Here is a 19,873-nt window from a genome sequence, read left to right on the forward strand (position 1 = left end):
CGTTCGGCGTCGCGGGCCGGCGGGCGGGCCGGGCCGGGCCGGGCGTGCCCCCGACCAGCGCGTGCAGGACCAGCCCGACGGTGAACGACGCGACGACGGCCAGCGCGACGCCGGCCAGCAGCACCAGCGCGAACCCGCGCACGAGCGGCGTCGGCGAGACGAGCAGGACGAGGAACCCGGCCAGCGTCGCCCCCGCCGCGATCAGCACCGGGCGGCCGCCGTGGGCGACCGCGGCGCGGACCGCCCCCGCGCCCGTCAGGCCGTTGCGGCGCTCCTCCTCGACGCGCGCGTGCAGCTGCACGCCGTAGTCGACGGCCAGCCCCAGCAGCACCGGCAGCGTGGCGATCGTCCCGAGGTTGACCGACAGCCCCAGCAGGCCGATCGCGCCGAACGTCAGGGCGAGCGTGCCGAGCGCGATCAGCAGCGGCTGCAGCCGTCGCCGCTCGGGGAAGGTCACCGCCAGCACCAGCGCCATCACCAGGACGCCGACGGCGAGCAGCGCCAGCAGCGCCTGCTCCAGCTCGTGGGCGACCCCGTCGACCAGCGCCGGCGAGCCGCTGACGACGTAGCTGCCGCCGCGCGCCAGCTGGAAGTCGTCGATCTCGACCGCCTCGCGGACGAGCGCGACCGCGCGCCGGCGGCCGTCGTCGTCGAGGTCGGGGCGCAGCCGCAGCGAGATCAGCGCCGCGTCGGGGCCCGGCAGGACGGCGGCGAAGCGCTGCTTCGGCGTCCCGGGCACCTTGGCGGTGGTGTCGAAGAGGATCCGGTTGACCAGCGCGGCGTTGTTGACGGACTGCTGCTGGAGCGGGTTGATGCCGTACTGCTGGGCCAGCGCCAGCAGCTGCGACTGGAGCTCCGCCGCCGCCTGCTCGCCGGCCCGCTTGATCGCCGCGGCGCCGAGCTTGCGCTTGCGCGCGGCCGCCTCGGCCTGCTGGCGGGCCGCCTGCTGCTGGGCCGGCAGCGTGCTGACCTGGTTCTGGATCTGCGCGTCGAGCTCGGTCATCGCCGAGTTGACGAACGTGCCCGGTCCGTAGACGACCTTGGCCGGCGCCAGCTCCCGCAGCTTCGCGCACGGGCCGTCGGCGCCGCCGGGGATGTTCTTGGCGCTGGCGGGGATCTTGCCGGCCAGGCAGCCCTCGAGCCCGAGCACGCGGCCGATGTCGTCGGTCAGCGTCAGGTCGGTGGCCTTCTCCTTGACCAGGACGACGATCGCCTCGTCGCCGAACAGCCGTGCCGACTCGCGATCGGCGCGGTAGGCGTCGGAGCCGGTCCCGACGACCGTCCGGACCGCGGCCGAGGTCCCCAGCTGCGTCAGGCCGACGATCGACAGCAGCAGCAGGACCGTCGCGATCCCGGCGACCCGACGCGGATGGCGCAGGGCCGCTTCGACGAGTCGCGCCACGGTCCCGGGGGCCTCAGCGACCGCTGGCCGGCGGCGTCTGCGGGTCCCGCGCGACCTGCGGGAAGTCGCTGGTCCTGCCGTCGGGGTTCACGTACGGCCCCTGCTTGCGGCACGGCCCCGCGGCGCCGTCGAGCGTGTGGCCGAGCGCCGACAGCAGGTCGCCGATCAGGCCCGATCCGGTGACGACCCGTCCGCACTGGCGGTTCTCGAACACCGGAAGGCCCTTGGACAGCTGGCTGAAGGTGCCCGGCTTGGCGTAGGCGTTCGGCCGGTTGGTCGACAGCCGGCGCTTCCAGACCGCGAGGTTCTCGAGGTTGATCGGGTTGACCACGCGCAGGTAGCCGTAGCGCTTGCCGTCGACGCCGGGCGCGCTGGCGTTGAGCGCCATCGCCGCGTTGGCGAAGAACGCGCGGCTCTCCTGCGGGTAGGCCCCGACGAGCTGCAGCGCCGGGTTGACCTCGCGCAGCAGCGGGTCGAGCTCGTCGATCGCCGGGCGCAGCGCGTCGGTCACGCGGGTCAGGGCGGGAAGCCCGTCGCGCGAGGCGTCGATCAGCGGGTTCAGGTCGCGGAAGAGCGCGCGCAGGTCGGGCGAGAGCCGCTGCAGGTCGCGGAGCGTCGGGCTCAGCTCGCGGGCGGCCGGACGCAGCTGCCGCACGAGCGGATCGGTCTTGCCCGCGAAGTCGCCGAGCCGGGTGACCGTCCGCCGCGCCTCGCGCTCGAAGGTCGGCAGCGCGACCATCGCCTGCCGCAGCGCGTCGCTGCGGCGGTCGGTGATCGCGAACAGGCGGTTTGCGTCGCCGATCAGGCCGGCCAGCTGCCCGCGCCGCGCGCTGAGCGCGCCGACGGTCTCGCCGCCGTTGCGCACCAGCCGCCGGACGTCGCCGGCCTGGGCGTCGAGGATCCGCAGCAGCGTGGCGCCGTCCTGCGAGAACGGCGAGAGCGTGCCGATCGCGGCCGAGAGGTCGCCGCCACGGCCGCGGAGCGCGGTCGCCGAGCGCTGCAGGTAGTCGCGGACCGCCTCGCGCGTCGGCCGGTCGAAGGTCCGCAGGACCTCGTCGAACTCGACGGTCTTGCTGACCTTCGCGTCGCCGATCCGGCCCTCGTCGGCCAGCTTCGGCCCGCGGCGGTCGCCCGGGGTCAGCTCGACGTAGGTCTCGCCCAGCAGCGTCTTGGCCCGCAGGATCGCGCGGGTGTCGGCCGGCAGCGGGGCGAACCGCGGCTTGATCTCGACGACCGCCTCGGCGCGGCCGGTGCGCTTGTCGGCCTCGACGGTCTTGACCTTGCCGACCGGCACGCCGGAGATCCGCACGTCGGCCTCGGTCGCCAGCTGGGCGCCCTCGGCGAACGAGACGTGGACGCGGTAGCCCTTGGGCTGCAGCGGCACCGGGCCGCCGAACGAGCTCCAGAGGAACAGCAGCAGCCCGAAGCAGGACAGCGCGAACGCCACCATCAGCAGGATCCGGCCGAAACCGGGAGAGCGCGTGCTCATCGCTGGCCTCCCGTCGCGCCGGCCGCCGCGGCGGCGGTCGCGGCGGCGGTCGCCCGATCGGCGGCGCCGCCGGTCGTGGACGCCTTCGGCCGCGCGGCGGTCCGGCCCTTGGCCGAGGCGCCGGAGGACCGCGGGCCGCTGGTCGAGCCGTCGACGTCGCCGTCGGGACCGCCCGGGCCGATCGGGCAGAGCCCGGAGCCCGAGAGGCTGCTGAAGACCCCGGTCAGCAGCGCGGCGACCGGGTTGACGTCGGCGACGTCGCCGAACGACCCGAGCGTCGAGCAGGTGATCAGCAGGTTGCCGCGGCGGATCGGGCCGTGGGCGTCCTGGGTGTTGAAGATCCAGGGGGCCAGCTGCGTCAGCCACTGCGCCCAGAACAGGTAGCCCTGCTCCTCGCCCGGCGGGTCGTAGGCGAGCATGTTGGCGGCCTTGTTCAGCTCCTTCAGCGTCGCCGTCGCGTCGGGCGCGATCGCGGCGGTGTCGCGGGCCGCGGCGCGCAGCTTGCGGACCGTCGGCAGCGTCTCGCGGGTGAACGGCAGCAGCTGCTTGCGCAGGACCGGCTCGGTCTCGCGCAGGAACGGGCGGGTCGCGGCCAGGGCCGGCTTCAGCTGCCTGGCGACCGGCTCGAGCGCCGCGGTCGCCGGCTTCAGCTCGTCGGCCAGCGACTCGCTGTGGCCGAGCGCCGCCTGGGTCGTGCGCAAGGTCGGCGGCAGGTCGCGCAGCGCCTGGCGCAGCTCGCGGTCACGGCCGGCGATCGTGTTGAAGACCGCGTCGGTGGTGTCGACCGCGCGGACGAGGTCGCCGCGGCGGTCGGCCAGCTCCTCGGTGATCAGGCGGATGCTGTGGACGGCGCGGGCGGTGTTGCGGCGGCGGTCCTCCAGCGCCTCGCCGATCCGGCGCAGGTTCGCCGTCACCGGCTGGATCTGCCGCAGTCCGGCCGAGAGCCGCTTGGCGTTGCCGCCGAGCCCCTGCCCGCCGCCCTGCAGCAGCAGCTGGAGCGCGCCGCGGGTGTCGGTGTCCAGCGAGGCGAGGATCTCGTCGACGTTGACGTTCGGCGTCGTCCGCGAGACCGGGATCGTGTACCCGGCCCGCACCTTCGGCGCCGACGGCGTGCCGGGATCCAGCTCGAGGACCATGTCGTTGAGGCCGGTCTTCGGCCGCAGCAGCGCCGTCGCGTCGCTGCGCATCATGTCGGCGTACTTGCGCCGCAGCCGCAGGTCGACGACCGCGCGGCCGTCGTGCAGCTCGACGCCGGTGATGTCGCCGACGTCGATCCCGGCGATCGTCACGGTCTGACCCTGGCCGGGAGTGACCGACTGCGAGGTCTGGAACTCGGCCTTGAAGCTGACGAGGTCCTTGCCGACGCCGGGCACCCACGACGGGAACGCCACGCGCTGGTGGTCGAGCATGTAGACGGTGACGGCGAGGGCCATCACCGCGAGGACCGCCAGCACGGCGACCCAGCGACCGTAGGCCCGCAGGACGCGCTTCATCGCTGACCGTCCTTCGCGTCGTCGCTGCCGCGGAACGGGTTCAGCCGCTGGACCAGCTCGCTCGCCAGGCGGTCGCTGCCGCCGACGATCCCCGGGGTCGCGGTGTCGACGCCGGTGGTCGCGCGGTCACGGGCGGCGGCGCCACGGGCCTGGCCGACCACGGTCGCCGCGTCGCCGGGAGCGGACTTCGCCTTGTTCGGATCCGGCACCGGCTGGGTGTCGCACGGCACGTTGTCGCGGTACGGCGGGCGCTTCGCCGGGCGCACCGGGCGGACGCCGATCGGCGCGCGCGAGGCGCTGCCCAGCATCGTGCCGAGGTTGCCGACGTTGCCGAAGTCGAGCGTGTTCGGGCCGAGGCCGGTCTGGACCCGGGCGTAGGGGCCGTTGCCGTCACCGTTCTGCCCCTCGCCGGCGAGACCGACCATGCCGTACCAGAAGCCCTTGTAGCTCTCGCGCCCGGTGGTGAAGCGCCCGTCCTCGATCTTGGCGTTGCCGGCCGGGATCACCGTCTGGTACGTGCACTTGGCGGCCGCGTCGAGCTGCGGGAAGAGCGTCAGGCCCTCGTCGACGAAGCGCGCCAGGTCGGGCACGGCGGGACGGACCGTCGCGACCCAGCCGCGCAGCGCGGTGCGGGCGTTGAGCGCGCGGGCGCTGCGCACCCACGGCAGCGCGGCGTCGATCGTCGGCCCGGTCTCGCGGACGCCGGGCAGCAGCTCGCGGGCCAGCCGGCGGGTCCCGGGGAAGGCGGCGTTGAGGCTGTCGAAGGCGGCGTTGGAGCGGCGCAGCGTCGGCGCCAGCTCGCGGATCGTCGCCCGCAGCGTGCCCTGGTCGGCGGTCAGCGCGGCGGTCGTCCGGTCGAGCCCGCGGATCGCCCCGGTCAGCTGACGCGTGTGCGGCGCGAGGCCCGAGGTGACCGACGCGGTCGCGGCGATCAGGCGCGAGAGGTCGTGGCGCTCGGTGCCCTGCAGCGCGTCGGCGTTGATCGCCGAGGTCCGCAGCGCGGCGGGCGCGTCGAGCAGCGTGCGGTTCAGCGCCGCGGCGGCGGTGCCGTCGCCGTAGTCCTGGCCGAGCGCGTCGCCGAGCCCGTTGACCGTCCGCTGGAGGTCGCGCCGGACGTCGGACGGCAGCGTGCTGAGGACCTGGTCCCACTGGACGGCCGACGCGGTCCGCGTGACCGGCAGGGTCGCGTTCTCGCCGAGCTTCGCCGCTCCCGGCGTCCCGGGCTGGACGTCGACGAAGAAGTTGCCCTCGAGGAAGATCCGGGGACGGACCTTCAGCGTCGCGTCGCGGCGCAGCGCCGGCGCGTCCTTGCGGAGGTCCATCTTCAGCAGCGACGTGCGACCGTCGCCGTAGGCCTCGACCGCCTTGACGGTGCCGACGGCGATCCCGGCGATCCGCACCGGCGATCCGGCCTTGATCGACTGCGCGTCCTCGACGACGGCGTTGAGCCGGAAGCCGTGCGAGCCCGGGACGTGGCCCTTGCTGAAGCCGAGGTAGAGCCCGACGACGGCGAGCACGACCACCAGCACTCCGGCGGTCACCGGGTTCATCCCCTTCGCGCGGGCGCTCTTCGGGCGGCGGTTGCGACGCAGCAGCGGCATCTACTTCTCCAGCCCCTGGCTGCGGTCGGTGCGGGTGCCCTGGTTGCCCGGGACGTTGCCCAGCAGCTGGTTGCCGACGAAGCCCTCGTTGCCGGACTCGCACTCGTTGGGGGCGCCGGGCTGGCCGGTGTTCGGGTAGGCGTTGTAGTGCAGGTGGCCGGCCGGGGTCGCGCTCGGCAGCATCTGGTCGGGCGCCAGCATCAGCAGCGCGCGCTCCCAGGTGCCGTAGCGGTTGCCCTCGGACAGGTGGTTGGCCAGGTTCTTCGCGAACAGGGTCACGTAGTTGCAGGTGACCTGGGTCGGCGTCAGCTGCGTCAGGATCGGCTGCAGCAGCTTGCTGGTGCGGATCGACTGCTGCAGGCCGAGCGGCACGAGCGGGTCGTCGGAGAGCCGCTCGATCGAGCGCAGGCCGTCGCGCAGGCGGCGGTCGAGGGCCGGGACGCGGCGAACGGTGCGGGTGCCGACCTGCAGCGCCGCGGCGACGTCGGGCGCCGCGGCGCGCAGCGCGCGCAGACCGGGCCGCAGCTCGCTCAGCAGCAGCCGCGAGCGGTTCAGGAAGGGCCGGGTGGTCGGCAGCTCGCGGGCGACGGCGTCCTGCAGCGGCACGCCCTCGCTGATGGCGTCCTGGACGTAGGGCCGGGCGACGGTCGCGAGCGCGCCGAGGGTCGCGTCGAGGTGCCCGATCAGCGACGCCTGGGTCTCGGCCACCGGGGCGACCTCGCCCGCGGTCCGGGCGAAGGCCTGGATCGTCGACACCAGCTGGGTCCGCGGATCGGCGAGGTTGCCCATCACCGGCACCAGCCGCTGGAGCAGCGGGGAGAGCGCGTCGACCGCCGCGCCGAGATCCTCGCCGCGACCGGCGAAGGCGTTGCCGAACTCGCGGTTGTTCTCCTGGAACGTCCGCCGGGTGCGCTCGTCGAAGACCTGCGTGACCTGGTCGACGTCGACCGGCTCGGGGGTCGCCTGGCGGAGCGGGATCGTCGCGCCCGCCTCGAGGGTCCGGCGCGAATGGCCGCGGGTCAGCTCGATGTACTTCAGGCCGAGCGCCGAGCGCGGTCGCACCAGCACGGTCGTGTCGGCCGGCAGCGGCTTGGCGACCTGGTCGAGGTGCAGGCTGGCGACGGCCACGATCGACCCGTCGCGCCGCATCTTCGGGACCACGTCGGAGACCTGGCCGATCCGCGCGCCGCCCAGGCGGACGTCGTTGCCGGGGACCACGTTCTGGGCGTTGCGCAGCTCGACGTCGATGTCGTAGGTCCGCACGAACGGCAGGCCGGAGTTCGCGTTGTAGGCGAGCAGGACCGCGATGATCAGGATCAGGGTCGTGGCCGCGCCGATCAGCGTCGGGTTGGCCGCCAGCGAGGAGCGCCTGCGCATCAGCCGTCCCCCATCAGGTAGTCGAGCAGCCCGTTGGAGGTGCTGGAGCCGCGGGAGGCGCTGCCGGCGGAGCTCGACCGGCTGCCGCGATCGCCCGGAAGCACGCCGTCGGGGACCGTGATCGGTGCCTCGCCCTTGCTGGTGGCCGGGCCGCCGGCCGCGGTCTTGCGCTCGCCGGCCCGCTGCAGCGCGCGCATCGCCCGGATCCGCTTCAGCAGCGGGGCGTAGGCGGCCTGGCCCTTGACGCTGTCGAGGACCTTCTGGGGATCCTCGCCGGCCAGCACGCGCCGAGTCAGCGCCAGCTCGGTGCTCTCGCCGGCACGGCGCGGGCCGCTGGCGGAGCGGGTCGAGGCCGAGATCCCGTCGAGCGCGGCCGAGCAGCCCTTGGTCGGCTCGGTCGCGTAGGTCGCGCACTGGTTGAGGATCACGTTGATCCGCAGGTAGTGGCCGACGTCGTCGTAGGCGTTGACCGCGAGCGTCTGGAAGAAGATGTAGTCGAGGACGCGCTTGAAGCCGCCGGACCTGTCGAGCGACTCGGTCAGCGCCTTGGCGTCGCGGACCACCGGCTTGGTCTCGTTGGCCAGCGTGTCGAGCTGCTCGACGACCGGGTCGGCCTTCTTCAGCGCGACGCGGCCGATGTCGGCCGTCCGCCCGAGGTCCTTGACCGGCCCGATCGCGGCGCGGCTGAACGGCTGCAGCGCCTGCAGCACCTGCAGCCCGGCGGGCGCCGACAGCCGCAGGTCGCGGACCGCGGGCGTGCCCTCCTGGGCCAGTCGCGAGAGCGTGGCCATCGTCGGCCGCAGCTCGCGCAGCGTGCGCGGCAGCTTGGCCAGGTCCTGGTCGAGCGCGGTCCGCCGCTCGGCGACGGCGCCCTGGACGTCGGCCGCCCGGCTCAGCAGGCTGCCGAGCTTGGCGCGGTCGCGGGCGACCGGGGCAAGCGCCGTGTCGCTGTCGCGCACCAGCGCGCGCAGCTGCTGGTTCTGGTCGCCGAGCAGGGCCAGGACCTTGTCGGTCTCGCGCAGGCCGGGGAGCGCGGCGCGGATCGTCCGGCGCAGCGCCGGACCGCGGGCCGCCAGGCCGACCCCGAGCTCGTTGAGGATGATCGTCATCCGCTGCCGCTCGGGCAGCCGCATCATGTCGACGACCAGGTCCAGGTCGACCGGCTTGCTCGTCCGCTCGACCGGCAGCACGTGCTGCCGCTCGCCGTCGAAGGTCGCCGTCCGCAGCGCCGGCGGCGGCGTGGTGCCGGCCGCTCGCGGCTGGGTCGGCAGGCACTCGACGAACCGCTCGCCGATGATCGACTGCGGCCGGATCGAGCACTCGGCGTCGGCCCGGAAGTCGCGGAACCCGGGATCGTCGATCCGCAGCACCAGCACGGCGCGCCGGTCGCGGTCGACGTCGACCGCGTCGACGGTGCCGACCCGCGCCCCGGCGATCCGGACCTCCTCGCCCGGGATCACCGCGAAGGCGTTGTCGAAGATCGCCCGCACCCGGTAGGCGTCGCCGCCCCCGGAGCCGGAGCCGCACGCGCTCAGCCCGACCGTGGTCGCGGCCGCGGCCAGGAGCGCCATCCCCGTCGTCGTCCACCGGCGGCGGCTCATGGTCCGGGGAGCACCGCCTTCGGGTCGCAGTCGAGCTTGCCGTCGCTGTCGCGGAAGCCGTTCGAGCCGTCCGGGCGGATCTGGGTCGCGGTGCCCGGGCAGCGGGCCGGGCCGACGTTCTCGCTGCCGATCCCGGCGCCGCCGAGGCTGGCGACCAGCTGACGGACGATCGGGCCGAGGACCGGGTCGGCGACCACGGCGTTCTCGTTGATGATCGGCTGGATCCGGGCGTAGTGGCCGTTGGCGTCGTAGGCGGCCGAGCCCTGGGAGAAGTCGCGCAGCCAGCCGATCGCGTCCGGCGTGTAGGGCCGGATGAAGCCCACGACCGGCCGGCTGTCGGCGGCGGCGCGGACGCTGTGGTCGAGCGCCGGGACGCCGACGTCGGCCAGGCCCGGCGTCTTCTTCAGCAGGTCGATCAGGTCGTTGTCGGCCCCGCCGCTGCGGACCAGGCGACGCAGGTCGGCGATCGTCGGGCGCGCGGTCCGCACCAGCGGCCGCAGGTCCTGCAGCAGCGGCGCCAGCTTGCGCGTGGCCGGCTTCGACGCGGCGACCAGCGGGTCGAGGTCGTCGAGCGTGCGGCGCAGGTTGACGAAGGTCGTGTTGCCCTTGCGCAGGGTGCCGGGCAGCAGGTCGAGGGTCGCCCCGAGCGCCTGCTCCTCGGCCACGATCTCCGACGAGGTCGCGCGGGCGTGGTCGACGAGCCCCGTGATCGAGCCCTTGTCGGCGGCGAGCGCCGTGACGACGTCGGCCGAGCTGGAGAGGAACCGCTGCAGCGCCGGCTGGTCGCGGGTGACCTCGGAGATCAGCCGCTGACCGGCGCCGAGCGACGGGTTCAGCAGCCGCAGGGTCTCGTTGGCCTGCTGCTCCTTGCCCGCCAGGGTCCGGGCGCCGCCCTTGAACAGCTGCTGGAGGCCCTTGCGGGTCGGCGCGTCGAAGGTCGCGAACAGCTGGTCGAGGTCGACGATCTGGTTGACGCGGTCGGCCGGGATCGTGGCCCCGTCGCGCAGCGTCGGGGCGTTGTTCGGGCCGAGGTCGAGCGAGACGTAGCGGTTGGCGATCCCCGACAGCGACGGCGCGCGGAGCGTCACCGTGGTGCCCTCGTGGACCGGTGCGACGTCCCCGGAGACCTCGAGGTCGAGCTGCGCGCGGTCGTCGCCGGTCAGGCGGATGTCGGAGATCGTCCCGACGCGGCGGCCGGCGACGCGGACCTCGTCGCCGTTGACGAGCTGGCCCGCGTTCGGCAGCACGACCGTGTAGCGGTGGGTCTTCCCGCCGCCGCCCAGCAGGATCGCGGCGAGCGCGACGACGGCCGCGGTCAGCACGACGACGCCGACGACCCGGAGGATCGGCGGCTTCACGCGCCTGGCCCCTTCTGGGGGTGCGCGGAGGGCATGTCGACGGTGCGCTGCAGGTCCGTGGAAGAGGGTCGCGAGGTCACTGAACCGAGAGGAGGATCACCGGTTCAGGTTCCGTTGATGTTACGACCTGCGGCCCATTGTCCACGCTGTGATGCACGGCACACAACGACGCGAGGCGCCCGAAGGCGCCTCGCGGATCCCCGGCCTCGTCGACGAGGCTCAGTTCATGCCGAGCGGCCCGCGCGAGGCACCGGCCAGGAACTGGTTCACGAACGCGTTGTCGGAGTTGAACAGCTGCTCCGCCGGACCGGCCTCGACGATCCGGCCCTTCCACAGCACGTTGATGTACTGCGCGACCCTGCGCGCGGTCATGATGTCGTGGGTGATGAGGGTGAACGCCGGGAGGTGCTCCAGGCGCTTCTGCTTGCCCTCTTCCATCATCTCGGCGTGGATCTCCATGATCAGCTCGCCCAGGAGGGCGGTGCGGACGGGATCCAGGCCGGAGTCCGGCTCGTCGAAGAGCACGATCGACGGATCGAGGACCAGCGCCCGCGCGAACCCGGCGCGCTTGCGCATGCCGCCCGAGAGCTCGTTGGGGAACTTGTCCCACGCGTCGGCGAGGCCGACCTCGTCCATCCGCCGGTTGACGATCGAGAGGACCTCGTCCTCGCTCTTGTCGGTGTGCTGGCGCAGCGGGAAGGCGACGTTGTCGAGGATGTTCATCGACCCGAACAGCGCGCCGTCCTGGAACAGCACCCCGAACTTGCGGCGCATCGCCAGCAGCGTGTCCAGCGGCATCGACGGCACCGACTCGCCGTGCACCAGGATGTCGCCGTCGTCGGGGTACAGCAGCCCGACCATGTGCTTGATGCAGACCGACTTGCCGGTACCGGACGGCCCGAGGATCATCGAGATCATCCCCTCCGGCAGGCCCATGTTCAGGCCGCGGAGGATCCGGTTGCGCCCGAACGCCTTGTGCGTCTCGACGAACTCGACCGCGTCCGGCATCCCCGTCGGATGCCGCACGCCGGTGTGCCAGGCGTACTCGTCGTCGGGATCGACCGGCGACTCCTCGCGCACCACCGAGACGGTGCCGGGCTGGACCTCGGCCTCCGCCTCCTGGGCGACCTCGACCTCGCCCGCGGGATCGTCGAAGCCCCACGAGTCGCCGGTCGTCGCGGCGGCCGCCTGCGGCTCGTCGTCGGGCAGGTCGAGCTCGGTGTCGGTCGTCTGACCGGCGGCCTCGACGGGCGGGACGGCGGCGGCCTCGTCGGCCGCTGCCTGCTCGCGCGGCTCGTCCGCGGGGTGCTCGTCCTGGCCGTCCTTGCGACGACGGGGAATGAACGGCATTCGTTCCTAGCCTCCAATTGGGGCTCGTGGATTGGCGCCCCAGAACAACTGCGTCCCGAGCATGCCGATCACGTGCACCATGATGATGTTGACGACCATCGACTTCGCGGTGGCGGTCCCGACTCCGACCGGGCCACCGCCGGCGTTGTATCCGTAGTAGCAGCCGACGAGAACGATGATGGTGGCCATCGCCATCGCCTTGATCAGGCTGTAGAGCAGGTCCGGCGGGTTCTGGAACATCCAGAAGATCAGGAGATAGCCGCCGGACGAGACGTCGCCGACCTGCTCGACGACGGTCAGGTAGCTGGCGAAGAAGCCGGCTCCGATCGACGCGACGTACATGAACGGCAGCACCAGCCAGCTGGCCAGCAGGCGCGTCGCGCAGAGGAACAGCACGGAGTCGAAGCCCATGACCTCGAGCGCGTCGATCTCGTCCGAGATCCGCATCGACCCGAGCTCGGCCACGATGCCGGTGCCGACCTTGGCGGCCATCATGTAGCCGAAGGCGTAGGGCACCAGCTCGCGCAGGTCGCACCAGGCGGCGAAGACGCCCGCGTAGGCGGGCGACCCGATCGAGCGGGTGAAGTACGCGCCCTCGAGGCCGCACTGGAGGCCGATCACGAAGACCAGGCCCCAGATGACGACGGTCGAGCTGGTGATCAGCACGCCGGCCTGGCGCAGCGTCTCGCCCAGGAACCGGAGGACCCGCAGCGACAGGACCTGCCCGAGGATCCGGGCGGAGAACTTGCCCTGCTCGCCGACGGCGGCGAGGATCTCCTTGGGCTGGCTCAGCCAGGCGCTCATCGGCGGGCGGTGGGGTCGGCGGCGAGCACGGCAGCGGTGACGATCACTTGATCACCAGCATCTCGGGGTTGGTCGCCAACAGCGTCTGCGTGAAGACGTAGTTGAACGCGAAGACTCCGAGGAAGGCGATCACGACCGCCTGGTTCACGGCTCTGCCGACGCCCTCTGCACCGCCCTTCGCGGTCATGCCCTTGTAGCAGCAGACCACGGCGATGATCGCGCCGAACAGCGTGCATTTCAGGAACGACCCCCAGAGGTCGGTGACCGACGCGTTGCTGAAGAAGGTGGCCCAGAACGGGCCGAGCGGTGCGCCGTTGACGAGCGTCGCGACGATTCCGCCGAAGATGCCGAACAGCAGCGCATAGACGTCGAAGAGTCCGGTGACGATCATCAGCGCCAGGAAGCGCGGGACGACCAGGCTCTTGACCGGGTCGACGCCGAGGACCTGGAGCGCGTCCAGCTCCTCGCGGATCTTGCGGGCGCCGAGGTCGGCGGTGATCGCCGTCCCGGCCACGCCGGCGAGCACGATCGCCGTCACGAACGGCGCGAACTCGCGGATCGAGGCGAGCACGAAGAAGCCGCCGAGGCGGTCCAGCGCGCCGAACAGGACGAGGAAGTTGGCCGCCTGCAGACCCGGGGCGCCGAAGCCGAAGGCGACGGTCGAGATCAGCAGCGGGAACCAGCACAGCCGCAGCGCGAAGAGGAACTGATGGACGAACTCGTCCCCGTACGAGTACGGCGGCCGAACGGCCGAGACCAGCGTCTTGCCGGTCAGGATCATCATGTCGCCGACTTCCTCTAGCGCCCCCTTTGCGGGGTCGAAGATGCGGGCTGTGATCGTGCTGGCCATGAATCCTCGAGCTCCCAGGGGCCGACCCCTGCGGGCGACCGGACGGCGCAAGCCTACGCCATGCCTGAGATGTGTGCCAGCCACCACACTGGTCGCTCGCTGCCGAGCGGCGATGTGACGGGGCACCAGATGCGACCGACGGTAGGTCAAATCGCCGGTCACTGCGTCCAGAGTACCTGTCCGATGCCCGCGTCGCCAGCCGCGGCGTGGGGACGTGCGACGCGCGCACGGGCGGAGAACGCCTCCGGCGGGGGCCGTCCGCTGTGTTAGCCTGCCGCGCGATGCCGGGGATCTGGAGCCATCGACAGGTCAGCACGCTGGCCCTGGCCGCGGGGCTCGTGGTCGTGATCAGCGGCTGCGGTGGCGACGACCCCAAGATCGAGGACGCGTCAGGCGGCAAGGACTTCCGCGTCTCCGCACGCGCGTCGTTCGATCAGCAGCAGGACCTCGCTCGCACGCGGACGCTGAAGATCACGGTCCGCAACGAGGAGCAGCACCGGACCCTCCCCGACGTCGCGGTCGTGCTCAAGGGCCTCCAGCGCCGGATCCCGGAGGCCGACAACGGCGCCGGCCGGGTCGCCGACCCGCGGCGCCCGATCTGGGTCCTCGACGAGCCCCCGGCCGGCGGCCAGACCGCCTACGTCGACACCTGGGCGCTGGGCAAGCTCGGCCCGGGCGAGGAGAAGACCTTCCGCTGGCGCCTGACCCCGACCGTCGCCGGGACCCACAAGGTCACCTGGCGCGTCGCGGCCGCGCTCGACGAGAACGGCCCGGTCCAGGCCTTCGGCGGCAAGGACGCCGGCTCCTTCACCGTCCGCGTGCGGGACACCCCCGCCGCCACGACGATCGACCCCGACACCGGCCGCGTCGTCCCCGCCACCTGAACGGGCGAGCGGCGCGAGGCGTCCGTGGACGCTTCGCATCTCGCCACCGTGTTCGCTCGGCAGTGCTGGCGCACAGTTCTCGCTTCCCGGCGACGACCTGCTCGGTCCACGAACACCTCGCATCCGCCCGCGCAGGTGGATGCGAGCGCTGCGCCCTAGGCGGGTCGAGGCGTCGGCGCTCTGCGACGCGGCGCGCGGTGCCACCAAGGCGGGCGCGAGGCGCGGCCGGCTCGGCGATTCGTCGTCTCGCCGGCGTGCGATCCCCGAGACGGCGGGAGTGCGGCCCTGACGCGGAGGCTCGTCGTCTCGCCCCGCCCGCCCGACGAGACGTCGATCGACCGTCCTCCCTCCGGCCGACCTGAAGCGTCCACGGACGCCAGGCGCCGCTCGCCGCGGGTGGATGTGAGGCCGTTCGTGGACCGAGAAGGCCAAGGACCCGCGGCCCGCCCACCCAGCGAGAGCCCTGCGACGGCGCTGCCGAGCGCACCAGGCGGCGAGATCCGAAGGGTCCACGGACGCCTCGCGCCGCCCGCGAACGACGACGGGCGCCGCCGGCCATGCCGGCGACGCCCGTTGCGTCACGACCTACTGGCCCTGGTGCCGATCAGGAGGCCAGCTCGTCCGGGGTGTGGGCCTGCAGCGTGTCGCTGCCGGACTCCCCGGTGCGGATCCGGTAGGACTCCTCGACCGGGATCAGGAACACCTTGCCGTCACCGACGGCACCGGTCCGGGCGTGCTTGAGGATCGTGTCGACGATCGTCTGCACGTCTCCGTCGTCCACCACCGTCTCCAGCTTGACCTTCGGCCGCAGGTAGTTGGTGATGTCCGCCCCGCGGTAGCGCTCGGTGACGCCCTTCTGGCGGCCGGAGCCCTTGACCTCGGTGATCGAGAGGCTCGGGAAGCCGAGGTTCAGGAGCTCGCCCCGGATCGGCTCGAAGGCCTCGTGTCGGATGTAGGCGACGACCAGCTTCATGATGCAGTGACCTCCTTCGGGGGCGTGGCCGGAGCGTAGCCCACGAGCTCGGCCTCCGGGATGAACTGCTCGGGGTAGCCGTACATGCCGTGCTCGGAGATGTCGAGACCGGCGATCTCCTTCTCCTCGCTGACGCGGATCCCGATCGTCTTCTTGAGCAGGAAGAAGACGAGGAACGATGCGCCGAACACCCAGGCGAAGGTGATCAGGACGACGCAGGCCTGGACCAGCAGCTGGTCGATCCCGCCGCCGGTGAACAGGCCGCCGTCGGGGTTGCCACCGAGGGCGTTGTACTTGGCCAGGTCGGGCGAGAGGAAGAGGCCGATCGAGAGGCTGCCCCAGATGCCCGCGAGACCGTGGGCCGAGGTCGCGCCGACCGGGTCGTCGATCCCGAGCTTGTCGATCCCGATCACGCCGAAGACGACGATCAGGCCGGCGACGAAGCCGATGATCGGCGCCGCCCACATCTCGACGTAGCCGGCGGGCGCGGTGATCGCGACCAGACCGGCGATCGCGCCGTTGCCGAGCATGCCGACGTCGAACTTGCGGGTGAGCACGTAGATCGCGAGGCCCGCACCGATCACGCCGGCCGCGGCGCCGAGGTTGGTGACCGCGATCACGTGGGCGAAGAAGCCGCCGTCGGTGTTCAGCGACGAGGTGCCGTTGAAGCCGAACCAGCCGAGCCAGAGGACGATCACGCCGATGCCGAAGATCGGCATGCTGTGGCCGGGAATGGCGCGCGGCTTGCCGTCGGGGCCGTACTTGCCCTTGCGCGGCCCGAGCAGCAGCGCCGCGGCCAGCGCCGCGGTGGCACCGGTCAGGTGGACGACGCCGGAGCCGGCGTAGTCGAGAGCGCCCGCGGCGTCGCCGATCGTCAGGCCGTGGTCGCCGCCGAAGATGCCGGCACCGGACCAGCCGGCGTGCGCGACCAGCGGGTAGATGATCGCGATGAAGATGATCGCGAAGATCGGGTAGACGATGAACTTGATCCGCTCGAGCGTCGAGCCCCAGACGATCGCCAGCGAGACCGCCGCGAACGTGAACTGGAAGAAGAAGAACGCGAAGCCGCTGGAGTCCGGCTTGCCCGGCTCGGTGAAGTCGAGCGAGTAGAACCAGTCGCCGCCGCCGATGATCCGGTGCGCGTCGGAGCCGAAGGCGATGCCGTAGCCGACCGCCCACCAGACGATCGCCGCGATCGCGATGTTGACGAAGATCTTGGCGATGCCCGCGCCGACGTTCTTGCCGCGGGAGAAGCCGACCTCGAGACCGAGGAACCCGACCTGCATGAAGAACACGAGGGCGGCGCCGAGGATCAGCCAGAGGTAGTTGACCTCGTTGACCAGCGACAGCAGGTCGCCGCCGATCTGGCCGGCTCCGTCGCCGGTGTTGCCCTTGTAGGCCTCCGGCGGGTAGAGCGCCGACGAGACCGCCGGAAGGGCGATCGCGCTGGTCAGCAGCGATGTGAAAGCCGCGAACAGGATCTTGCCGCGGGACGGCATGCTCCAGCGTGACTTCGGATACTCGCGGTCGGCGCGAGGGCGTTCTGTCGGGGCGTGTGGCGCGTCGGCCACCCGTCGCCCGCGTAGGGTCCGTGACATCCGTGTTCCTCCTTGATCGGACGACATGGATCCTGCGGGCCGCCGCGCGGCGGTTCGCTGTCCGGTTGGCGAAACCACGGATGTGCAGATGCTCCACATCGGCGCCACCCCTCCACCGTGGCGCACTGGACCACCGGCCGTTTGGACATCGGGATAAGGTCTGCGGCGGCTGAGCAGACCTACGCTCGCCGCCCGGTCCGCATTCGCGGGCACGCTCGTGCTCGCCTGCGCCACCGGTCACCGAACCCGAGGAGCTCTCGCACCCCATGACCCAGTCCCGCCAGAGGAACGTGTCCGCCGCGCGGTGGACCGCCGATGACGTCGCGTTCGGCGCCGAGGACCTGACCCGGCCGCAGAACCTCGTCTTCGGCGTGGACGTCTTCAGCCCGGCCGTGCAGCGCCAGCGGCTTCCGAAGGACGTCTACAAGCGGCTGCAGCGGACCCTCGAGCGGGGTGAGGCGCTGGACGTGAGCCTGGCCGACGCCGTCGCCTCGGCGATGAAGGAGTGGGCGCTGGAGAAGGGCGCCACCCACTACACCCACTGGTTCCAGCCCCTGACCGGGTCGACCGCCGAGAAGCACGACAGCTTCTTCGGGCCGACCGGCGACGGCAACGCGATCGCCGAGTTCTCCGGCAAGGAGCTGATCCAGGGCGAGCCGGACGCCTCGTCGTTCCCGACCGGCGGCATCCGCGCGACCTTCGAGGCCCGCGGCTACACCGCCTGGGACCCGACGTCGCCGGCGTTCATCCTCGAGAACCCGAACGGCGCGCTGCTCTGCATCCCGACCGCGTTCACGTCGTGGACGGGTGAGGCGCTGGACACGAAGATCCCGCTCCTGCGCTCGATGGACGCGCTGAGCAAGGCCGCGATCCGCGGCCTGCGCCTGCTCGGCGACAACGATCCGCAGCGGGTCTTCACCACGATCGGCGCCGAGCAGGAGTACTTCCTGATCGACGAGCAGTACTACTACGAGCGCCCCGACCTGCAGATCACGGGCCGCACGCTGTTCGGCGCCCAGCCGCCCAAGGGCCACGAGCTCGACGACCACTACTTCGGGTCGATCCCCGAGCGCGTGCTGGCGTACATGATGGACACGGAGCGCCAGCTGAACAAGCTCGGCGTGCCGGTCAAGACGCGCCACAACGAGGTCGCCCCGGGCCAGTACGAGCTGGCGCCGCTGTTCGAGACCTCGAACGTCGCGGCCGACCACCAGCACCTGGTGATGCAGGTGATGGAGCAGACCGCTCCCCGCTACGGCCTCGTCGCGCTGCTGCACGAGAAGCCGTTCGCGGGCGTCAACGGCTCGGGCAAGCACAACAACTGGTCGATGGGCACCGACCTCGGCGGCAACCTGCTCGATCCGGGCGACACGCCGCACGAGAACCTCGTCTTCCTGTTCTTCTGCGCCGCCGTCATCAAGGCCGTCAACGAGCACGCCGGCCTGCTGCGCGCGACCGCCGCCAACGTCGGCCAGGATCACCGCCTGGGCGCCAACGAGGCGCCGCCGGCGATCATCTCGATCTTCCTCGGCGCCGAGCTCGAGGCCGTCTTCGAGGCGATCGAGTCCGGCGAGGGCGACCCCTCCTCCCCCGGCTCGTTCCTCGGCCTGGGCACCCCGGTGCTGCCGCCGCTGCCGCGTCACGGCGGCGACCGCAACCGGACCTCGCCGTTCGCCTTCACCGGCAACAAGTTCGAGTTCCGCGCGCTCGGCTCCTCGCAGTCGCTGGGCTTCACCAACACGGTGCTCAACACGATCGCCGCCGAGGCGATCGACGCGCTCGCCGATCAGCTCGAGGCCAAGATCGAGGCCGGATCCGAGCTGGCCGCGTCGGTCACCGAGGTCGTCCGCGAGGTCTACTCGGCCAACAAGCGGGTCGTCTTCGGCGGCGACGGCTACGCCCAGGAGTGGCAGGACGAGGCGGCCGCGCGCGGCCTCAAGAACCTGCGCACGACCCCGGACGCGCTGCCGGAGATCGTCGCGCCCGAGGTCATCTCGGTCTTCGAGAAGTACGAGGTCCTGAGCGCCCGCGAGGTCGAGGCCCGCTACGAGATCCTGCTCGAGCAGTACGGCGTCAAGCTCAACATCGAGGCGGAGACCGCCGCCACGATCGCCCGCACGCTGATCCTGCCGGCGGCCGTCTCGCAGCTGAAGCGGCTGCAGGACGTCGGCCTCGACGCGGCCGTCGCCGAGACCAAGGCGCTGACCGAGGAGCTCTACGCCGCGATCCTCGAGCTCGAGGAGCAGAACCGCATCGAGGGCGAGCTCGGCGAGCTGGAGCACGTGCTGTTCCTGCGCGACCACGTGATCCCGGCGATGCTCGGCGTCCGCGAGGTCGCGGACAAGCTGGAGAAGATCGTCGCCGACGACCTCTGGCCGCTGCCGCGCTACTCGGAGATGCTGTTCATCAAGTAGCCCGCCGCTCGCCCGCTCGGGCGTCGGTGCAGGACCCGGAGCCCCCGTCCAGCACGGGGGCTCCGTCGTTCCGGGGCACGGATGGGGCTGCGGCGAACCCGCAGTCGCGAGTGTGGCGATCGACGGATGCGCCCGGACGCCGGGCCGGCGACGATCGCGGTGATCCACCCCACGTCCACGCGGCCGCTCCCGGAGCGCGTGGGCGACCGCTCACCACCGACCCACCGCCCGCTCATGTCCATGCACGCCACCGCCCGCCGCCTCGGCGACGGACTCCGCCACGAGGTCCTCGTCAACGGCCGCCACGTCGTCATCACCGACGAGCCGGTCCGGCTCGGCGGCACCGACAGCGGCCCCGCCCCGCACGAGCTGCTGCCGGCGGCGCTGGCCTCGTGCATCGCGACGATGATCGCGCTCTACGCCGCCAACCGCGGCTGGGACCTGGGCGACGTCCCGGTCGCCGTCCACTACGACAACGAGGCGACGCCACGCCGGTTCGACGTCGAGATCCGGCTGCCGGCCGGGCTCAGCGACGACCAGGTGACCCGGCTCCGCCGCGTGGCCGACACCTGCCCGGTCCGGCGAGCGCTGGAGGCCGGCTTCACCTTCGACGAGCGGATCGTCATCGCGGCCGAGCCGGCGGCCCGCGACGTGGCCGCCTGAGCGCCGTGACGTTCCG

General features: G+C 72.3%; 15 protein-coding genes. 3 read left to right on the top strand and 12 right to left on the bottom strand.

Annotated features, from left to right (window positions below):
- From PAI11_RS14785 to PAI11_RS14830, 10 genes are all read right to left on the bottom strand, one after another.
- Nucleotides 1-1,402, bottom strand: a 1,402-nt coding sequence (locus PAI11_RS14785; RefSeq protein ID WP_040600463.1) for an MMPL family transporter, incomplete at its 3' end; no start/stop codon positions are given.
- A 13-nt stretch (nucleotides 1,403-1,415) separates the two neighbouring features.
- Nucleotides 1,416-2,891, bottom strand: a complete 1,476-nt coding sequence (locus PAI11_RS14790) for an MlaD family protein (RefSeq protein ID WP_007576282.1) — start codon at nucleotides 2,889-2,891, stop codon at nucleotides 1,416-1,418.
- A complete protein-coding gene (locus PAI11_RS14795) occupies nucleotides 2,888-4,384 on the bottom strand; it encodes an MlaD family protein (RefSeq protein WP_007576283.1) in 1,497 nt (498 codons plus the stop codon). Before PAI11_RS14795 ends, PAI11_RS14790 begins: the two co-directional genes overlap by 4 nt.
- Nucleotides 4,381-5,985 carry an MlaD family protein gene (locus PAI11_RS14800; RefSeq protein ID WP_007576284.1) on the bottom strand — a complete coding sequence of 535 codons (1,605 nt, stop codon included), beginning with the start codon at nucleotides 5,983-5,985 and terminating at the stop codon, nucleotides 4,381-4,383. The genes PAI11_RS14795 and PAI11_RS14800 overlap by 4 nt, the downstream gene beginning before the upstream one ends.
- Nucleotides 5,986-7,362, bottom strand: coding sequence for an MlaD family protein (locus PAI11_RS14805; RefSeq protein ID WP_007576285.1), 1,377 nt, complete (start codon nucleotides 7,360-7,362; stop codon nucleotides 5,986-5,988).
- A complete protein-coding gene (locus tag PAI11_RS14810; RefSeq protein WP_081488450.1) occupies nucleotides 7,362-8,963 on the bottom strand; it encodes an MlaD family protein in 1,602 nt (533 codons plus the stop codon). Before PAI11_RS14810 ends, PAI11_RS14805 begins: the two co-directional genes overlap by 1 nt.
- A complete protein-coding gene (locus PAI11_RS14815) occupies nucleotides 8,960-10,321 on the bottom strand; it encodes an MlaD family protein (protein WP_007576287.1) in 1,362 nt (453 codons plus the stop codon). The genes PAI11_RS14810 and PAI11_RS14815 overlap by 4 nt, the downstream gene beginning before the upstream one ends.
- Nucleotides 10,322-10,540: 219 nt before the next feature.
- On the bottom strand, nucleotides 10,541-11,671 hold the full coding sequence (locus tag PAI11_RS14820) for an ABC transporter ATP-binding protein (protein ID WP_007576288.1): 1,131 nt from the start codon (nucleotides 11,669-11,671) through the stop codon (nucleotides 10,541-10,543).
- A 6-nt stretch (nucleotides 11,672-11,677) separates the two neighbouring features.
- Nucleotides 11,678-12,475, bottom strand: a complete 798-nt coding sequence (locus PAI11_RS14825) for an ABC transporter permease (protein ID WP_007576289.1) — start codon at nucleotides 12,473-12,475, stop codon at nucleotides 11,678-11,680.
- A 43-nt stretch (nucleotides 12,476-12,518) separates the two neighbouring features.
- The gene (locus tag PAI11_RS14830) at nucleotides 12,519-13,259 is read right to left on the bottom strand and encodes an MlaE family ABC transporter permease (RefSeq protein WP_007576290.1); all 741 of its coding nucleotides are present in this window, start codon (nucleotides 13,257-13,259) and stop codon (nucleotides 12,519-12,521) included.
- Nucleotides 13,260-13,606: 347 nt separating this feature from the next.
- Here PAI11_RS14830 and PAI11_RS14835 point away from each other — a divergent pair, with 347 nt between their 5' ends.
- Nucleotides 13,607-14,209, top strand: a complete 603-nt coding sequence (locus PAI11_RS14835; RefSeq protein WP_007576291.1) for a hypothetical protein — start codon at nucleotides 13,607-13,609, stop codon at nucleotides 14,207-14,209.
- A gap of 604 nt (nucleotides 14,210-14,813) precedes the next feature.
- Here PAI11_RS14835 and PAI11_RS14840 read toward each other — a convergent pair.
- Nucleotides 14,814-15,182, bottom strand: a complete 369-nt coding sequence (locus tag PAI11_RS14840; RefSeq protein ID WP_007576292.1) for a P-II family nitrogen regulator — start codon at nucleotides 15,180-15,182, stop codon at nucleotides 14,814-14,816.
- Entirely contained in the window at nucleotides 15,179-16,681 is a 1,503-nt protein-coding gene (locus PAI11_RS14845; protein ID WP_007576293.1) for an ammonium transporter, read from the bottom strand. The genes PAI11_RS14840 and PAI11_RS14845 overlap by 4 nt, the downstream gene beginning before the upstream one ends.
- Nucleotides 16,682-17,046: 365 nt before the next feature.
- On the opposite strand from PAI11_RS14845, the gene PAI11_RS14850 reads away from it, so the two are divergent.
- Nucleotides 17,047-19,194 carry a glutamine synthetase III family protein gene (locus tag PAI11_RS14850; protein WP_007576294.1) on the top strand — a complete coding sequence of 716 codons (2,148 nt, stop codon included), beginning with the start codon at nucleotides 17,047-17,049 and terminating at the stop codon, nucleotides 19,192-19,194.
- Between the two features lie 234 nt (nucleotides 19,195-19,428).
- Nucleotides 19,429-19,857, top strand: coding sequence for an OsmC family protein (locus tag PAI11_RS24525; RefSeq protein ID WP_170320733.1), 429 nt, complete (start codon nucleotides 19,429-19,431; stop codon nucleotides 19,855-19,857).
- Nucleotides 19,858-19,873 lie beyond the last annotated feature (16 nt).

It is taken from the genome of Patulibacter medicamentivorans, from assembly GCF_000240225.1.
Lineage (GTDB): Bacteria > Actinomycetota > Thermoleophilia > Solirubrobacterales > Solirubrobacteraceae > Patulibacter > Patulibacter medicamentivorans.